The organism is Mesorhizobium sp. M2A.F.Ca.ET.067.02.1.1 (assembly GCF_004023285.1).
Taxonomy (GTDB): domain Bacteria; phylum Pseudomonadota; class Alphaproteobacteria; order Rhizobiales; family Rhizobiaceae; genus Mesorhizobium.
Map to the genome: position 1 here is coordinate 1 of NZ_RZSB01000482.1, position 4,681 is coordinate 4,681.

Sequence of the window (4,681 nt, forward strand, 5' to 3'; positions counted from 1 at the left end):
ATCCTGACCGCTTCGAGCCTCGCCAGATCGGGGTCGACCGGCTCGTCGGCGGACATCGCGATCTGCGGAACCTCGGCCGGCACCGCCTCCGCGACCAGCTGGATCTCTCCAGCGGCCTGAGCCTGCTCCCCGGCGACGACTTCCAATTCCTCGGCCCGCGCCTTGCGCGCGGCCCGGCCCAGCAGCCCCTCGGCGGTCGCCTCCTTGGCGCCGGCCAAGAGCGGCGGCAGCTCAGGCCCGAGCTCGGCGCCTTCCAGTTCGATGGCATAGACGCGGATGCCGCGCGAGCCGAGCACGCCGACCAGCGCGCCGATCTCCTCCGGTCCCGGCTGGAGGAGGTTGAGATCCAGCACCACCGGGCGACCGTTGAAATAGCCCGGCGAGTTGGCGATCCAGCGATCCAGTCCCTCCAGCCAGTCGGCGATCGGCGCCTCCGGCGTCAGCGTGAAAGCGACGAAGGAACGGGCGCGGAAGCGGATCGATTTGTTGTGCAGGGGGGCGGCGAAGGTCACGTCCAGGCGAATCCTTACTCAATGGTTAAAGGGTGCCGGGCGAATGGTTAACAAAAGGTTAATTTTGGGGATCAGGGCCGTTAAGGAAGTGGCGCGGCCAAGTTCTGTGGCCGCACGGTGACAGGGCCTGCCGATGCCGCTATCGTCTCACCCCAGCCTGGCGGAAAGCAAGGGAGATCATGTCATGGAGATCAGCAAGCCCGAGGACGCCGCGGCCGCCTTCGCCGTTGCCTGGAACAGACATGACATGGACGACTTCGCGGCGCTGTTTTGCGAGGACGCCAATTTCGTCAATGTCGTTGGCATGTGGTGGAAAGACCGGGCCGAGATCGAAGCGGCGCACCGCGCGACGCACAAGACCATGTTTCGCGACAGCCGGCTGGAGGGTGTCGCCGCGTCGGTCGTCGAGCTGTCTCCCGGCCTCGCATCGGTGCACTACAGATGGACCCTGACCGGCGCATCCGCCCCGGACGGCTCGCCCGCCGGAACGCGGGAAGGCATCCTGCTTCTGGTGGTGAAGAAGGAACAGCTTGGATGGCGGATCAAGGTGGCCCAGAACACCGACATCGTCCCAGGCGCGATCGCTCCCCCTGCCCGCGCAAGCCGATAGAGCGGCCAAGCCCGCTCGGGTCGCGCATGTGAAGCGGCTAATATACAGGCGATCTGCAGCCGAGCACCATCCCGCCCGGGACTTTCCACTCTTCAGGGACAAGGAGACGGGCAATGGGCATTTATCGGGAAGACTGCAGGCGAGCAGGCAAGGCAGGCACGGCACTGGCGGCGCTGATGCTGCTGGGAGGGTGCATGACGCACCAGCCGACAGGCATTGACGCATACCAGACGAGCGGCATCGACCAATGGCTGGCGACGGCCGACGCCGACAAGGTCGTCAACGCGATGGCCGCGAAGGGCCTGATGCCCGCCACCATCGACTGCCGCTTCGCCGACACCACGCCCGGACAGGTGGCCTACCTGTCGAAATTCACCTGGATGCGGGCGCCCGCCAACACACGCTACCACTGGGAAGTGGGCGATCCGGCCTATCTCGCGAGCAAGGAAGTGCGGGCCAACCGGGTGGGGTTGCGGCGCGTGGATGCGAAGGTGGTGCGGGATAGCGTTACCGGGCAGAAGGTTGGGTGCTCGGTTTGGGTGGGATAGGCGAATCCTACGAAACAGAACAATCGGAGCCGGTGGCTGGGGCGCTATAGCCGACGAGTGTCGGGCGAATTGCAGCGGTCAAGCCTCTCCCGCCGGGCTAGGCCAAAGGCCGGATCGCCGGCCCGTTGAGGACGGTTCCGTCTGGCGAGAACTGCGAGCCATGGCAGGGGCAATCCCAGCACTGCTCCGTGGAATTCCAATGCACGATGCAGCCCAGATGCGTGCAGCTCGCCGAATGCCGGTGCAGCGTTCCGTCGCAGTCGCGACATACGGCGAGCTTGCTCAAGCCGTCCTGAAGGATGCCGCCTTCACCAGGCTTGAGATCGTCAGCCGATTTGATCTCGCCGGGCAGCAAATAGCCAGCAAGGTTCTTCACCGTCGTGAGGTTCTCATTGACGTATTGCGCAAAGGCTGCGGGCGGCGTCCGGTCCGGGGCGTACACGGCTTCCCAGGGGTTCGATCCTTCCACGATCAAATCGCGGATCAGCAGTCCGGCCAATGCGCCGTGCGTCATGCCCTGTCCGGAGTCGCCGGTGGCGATGAAGACGTTGCCGTTGCCGGGGCTGCGGCCTATGAAGCCGCAATAGTCGATCGTATCGAGAACCTGACCGGACCATCTCGCTCTTTCTCTGCCAAGATCGGGCACCAATGCCCTGATCCAGGCTTCGAGCGCAGTAAAGCGAGCCTCGCCGTCATCGGCTTCGCCCGATTTGTGATCGCGGCCGCCGGCAATGAGACAGTCGGTCTCGCTGGGGCCGGGATTGAGTCGGACATAATAATAGGGATCGTCCATGTCCCAGTAGAGCGCGTCGGGAAGAATTCCCCTTTCAATGTCGAAAGCCATCGCATAGGTGCGGTAAGGCGCCATCTTGCTATGGATCTTTACCCAGGTGTTGATCGGCGAATTGGTGGCGAACACCGCGTTCGAAGCGGTGATGGTGGAGCCGCCGTCGCATTTCAGGCGAACCTGCGTTCCCTCCTCGATTTCGACGACGGCGCTATCGGTGAATGCCTTGCCGCCTCGCTTCTGGAAATCGGCGAGCAGCGCGCGAAGATATTTCAGCGGATGGAAAGTGGCCTGGTTCGGATAGCGCAGGATGGGCGCCTTTTCATGGCCCTTGAGCGCTACACCCTTGCCATGCTCAACCGCGACGCCGATCTTTGCCGCGGCGGCATATTCCTTGTTGCATTCTCTGGCGGCCTCTTTCTCATCCATCCAGGCGGCGGGGAAAAGGAAGCCGTCCAGCCGCCGGAAGTCGCAGTCGATCTCCAGCCTGCCGACATGCTGTTCGATACAGTCGACGGCGGCTTGCTGGCTTTCCTGAAATCCGCGCGCGAGGGCCTCGCCGCGCATCTTAACCAGAGCGCTCAAACCGTCATCGCAGATGGGCGCCAAATGGGCGGTCGTGCGGGAAGTCATGCCGCCGAGCAGAGGGCCGCGATCCACAAGCACCACCTTGCGACCTGCCAAGGCCAGCTCGTAGGCGACGGAAACTCCGGCGATGCCGGCTCCGATGACGGCCACGTCGCACTGCTCGTCCTGTTCGAGGCGGGGAGCGCTGGGGAAGCTGGTATCGAGCATCCAAAAAGATCTGGTCGCTTCGCCGCTGACGTTCATCGCATTTCTCACCGAGACGACATAAGCTCGCCTCATCGACCGATCTTGGCCACTGCGAGCGGGGGCCGTCGTTTCAAACTCCGTTCGACGCGGAATGTTCCTGAACCTGGACGACGCGCTAGCGCGGGTCTTTAAACTGGCGTGGCCATGAAACAGGCCTCGACCGGAATATTTGGCACTGGGGACTCGTTAGTTTCTCAGACGATGCCAGGTAAGGCAAAGTGGACATATCCGAAGATCTAACTCATTGTCGCCGCCAGACAGGCCGCGGCTTGCTCTGGCATAACCTCAAAGGGAACCAGAGATGACAACGGCTGTTTCGACCTTTTTCACAAGACGATGTGTCGTCGCAGGGCTGACGGTGGCCGCCGCATCGACCGCTGTATTGCCGGCCGACATGGCGCGCGCGCAGAACAAGCAAACCACGCCTGACAAAAGCCTGTACGAGCGGTTGGGGGGCGTGTTCGCCATCGCCGCGGTGGTGGATTACTTCAGCGACGCCGTAGTGAAGAATCCCATTGTCGGCAAGAAGTCCAAGAACCCACAGCTACGGAAATGGCACACCAAGAACCTTGAACGGCTCCCCGGCCTCAAATTCATGCGCACGCTGTGGGTCTGCGACGTTTCCGGCGGCCCCTATAAGTTCGTGGCCACGAGGCCCGGCGCGACGCCGCTCGGCCTCGAGGAGGCGCATCGCGACTTGCGGATCTCTCCGGCGGAATTCGACGAGGTCGCGGCGGAACTGGGGCGGACCCTAGACCACTTCAAGGTGCCGGAGGCCGAAAAGTCGGAGGTCCTGAAGGCCTTCGCTGCGCACAAGGACGAGGTTACCGCCGGCTTTGCCAAAAAGGGCTGACGCCAGACCGTCAGGCGCGTCTTTTTTGCCGATCTCGCGCCCAGCCCGGTGACGGGTTTGGATGGCGCTGTCTTCGCGCGGGCTCTTCGGTAAGCTCCGTGACTCGGAGGCTCCGGTTCCTCTATAGAATATCGCTTCCCGCCCCGGAGCCTTCGCATGTCCGCCTCCCTCATCGCCGCTTTGCGCGCCGCCCTGCCCTCCACCACCATCTGGGACGCCGCCGAGCTCGCCTCGCGCGATCCCGGCTTCGATGCCCGCAATTTCGGCGCTTCGGCGCTGGTGCGGCCGCGTGATGTCGAGGGCGTCGCGGCGCTGGTGCGGTTTTGCGCGGAGCGTGGCATCAGCCTTGTCGCCCAAGGCGGGCGCACGGGGCTGGCGGGCGGGGCAGCGACTTCCCAAGGGCAGATCATCTGCGATCTCGGCGGGCTTGCCCAAATCGAGGAGATCGATCCGTTCGCGCGGGTGGCGATCGTGCAGGCGGGGGTGACGCTGGGGGCGCTGCGGGAGGCGGCGGCGGCGCATGGGCTCGACCCGGGC

General features: G+C 64.0%; 5 protein-coding genes and 1 pseudogene. 4 read left to right on the forward strand and 2 right to left on the reverse strand.

Features of this window, described 5'->3' with window-relative positions; translation table 11 throughout:
• A pseudogene (locus tag EOA28_RS25600) lies at window positions 1–512 on the reverse strand (hypothetical protein); the annotation flags it as partial.
• A gap of 184 nt (window positions 513–696) precedes the next feature.
• On the opposite strand from EOA28_RS25600, the gene EOA28_RS25605 reads away from it, so the two are divergent.
• On the forward strand, window positions 697–1,122 hold the full coding sequence (locus EOA28_RS25605) for an SgcJ/EcaC family oxidoreductase (protein WP_128315414.1): 426 nt from the start codon (window positions 697–699) through the stop codon (window positions 1,120–1,122).
• 113 nt (window positions 1,123–1,235) lie between these two features.
• Window positions 1,236–1,670, forward strand: coding sequence for a hypothetical protein (locus EOA28_RS25610; protein WP_127253273.1), 435 nt, complete (start codon window positions 1,236–1,238; stop codon window positions 1,668–1,670).
• A gap of 97 nt (window positions 1,671–1,767) precedes the next feature.
• Here EOA28_RS25610 and EOA28_RS25615 read toward each other — a convergent pair whose 3' ends face one another.
• On the reverse strand, window positions 1,768–3,252 hold the full coding sequence (locus tag EOA28_RS25615) for an FAD-dependent oxidoreductase (protein WP_348526950.1): 1,485 nt from the start codon (window positions 3,250–3,252) through the stop codon (window positions 1,768–1,770).
• Window positions 3,253–3,592: 340 nt separating this feature from the next.
• On the opposite strand from EOA28_RS25615, the gene EOA28_RS25620 reads away from it, so the two are divergent.
• Together EOA28_RS25620 and EOA28_RS25625 are read left to right on the forward strand one after the other, a co-directional pair.
• Window positions 3,593–4,144: a group 1 truncated hemoglobin gene (locus tag EOA28_RS25620; RefSeq protein WP_126078107.1), complete on the forward strand. Its 552-nt coding sequence runs from the start codon at window positions 3,593–3,595 to the stop codon at window positions 4,142–4,144.
• 156 nt (window positions 4,145–4,300) lie between these two features.
• The coding region (locus EOA28_RS25625; protein WP_148670851.1) for an FAD-binding protein at window positions 4,301–4,681 on the forward strand (381 nt) is incomplete at its 3' end.

Bases quoted from the DNA above. Each gene is read 5' to 3' on its own strand.
- EOA28_RS25605 (WP_128315414.1), top strand. From the start codon at position 697: ATGGAGATCAGCAAGCCCGAGGACGCCGCGGCCGCCTTCGCCGTTGCC.
- EOA28_RS25610 (WP_127253273.1), top strand. From the start codon at position 1,236: ATGGGCATTTATCGGGAAGACTGCAGGCGAGCAGGCAAGGCAGGCACG.
- EOA28_RS25615 (WP_348526950.1), bottom strand. From the start codon at position 3,252: ATGCTCGATACCAGCTTCCCCAGCGCTCCCCGCCTCGAACAGGACGAG.
- EOA28_RS25620 (WP_126078107.1), top strand. From the start codon at position 3,593: ATGACAACGGCTGTTTCGACCTTTTTCACAAGACGATGTGTCGTCGCA.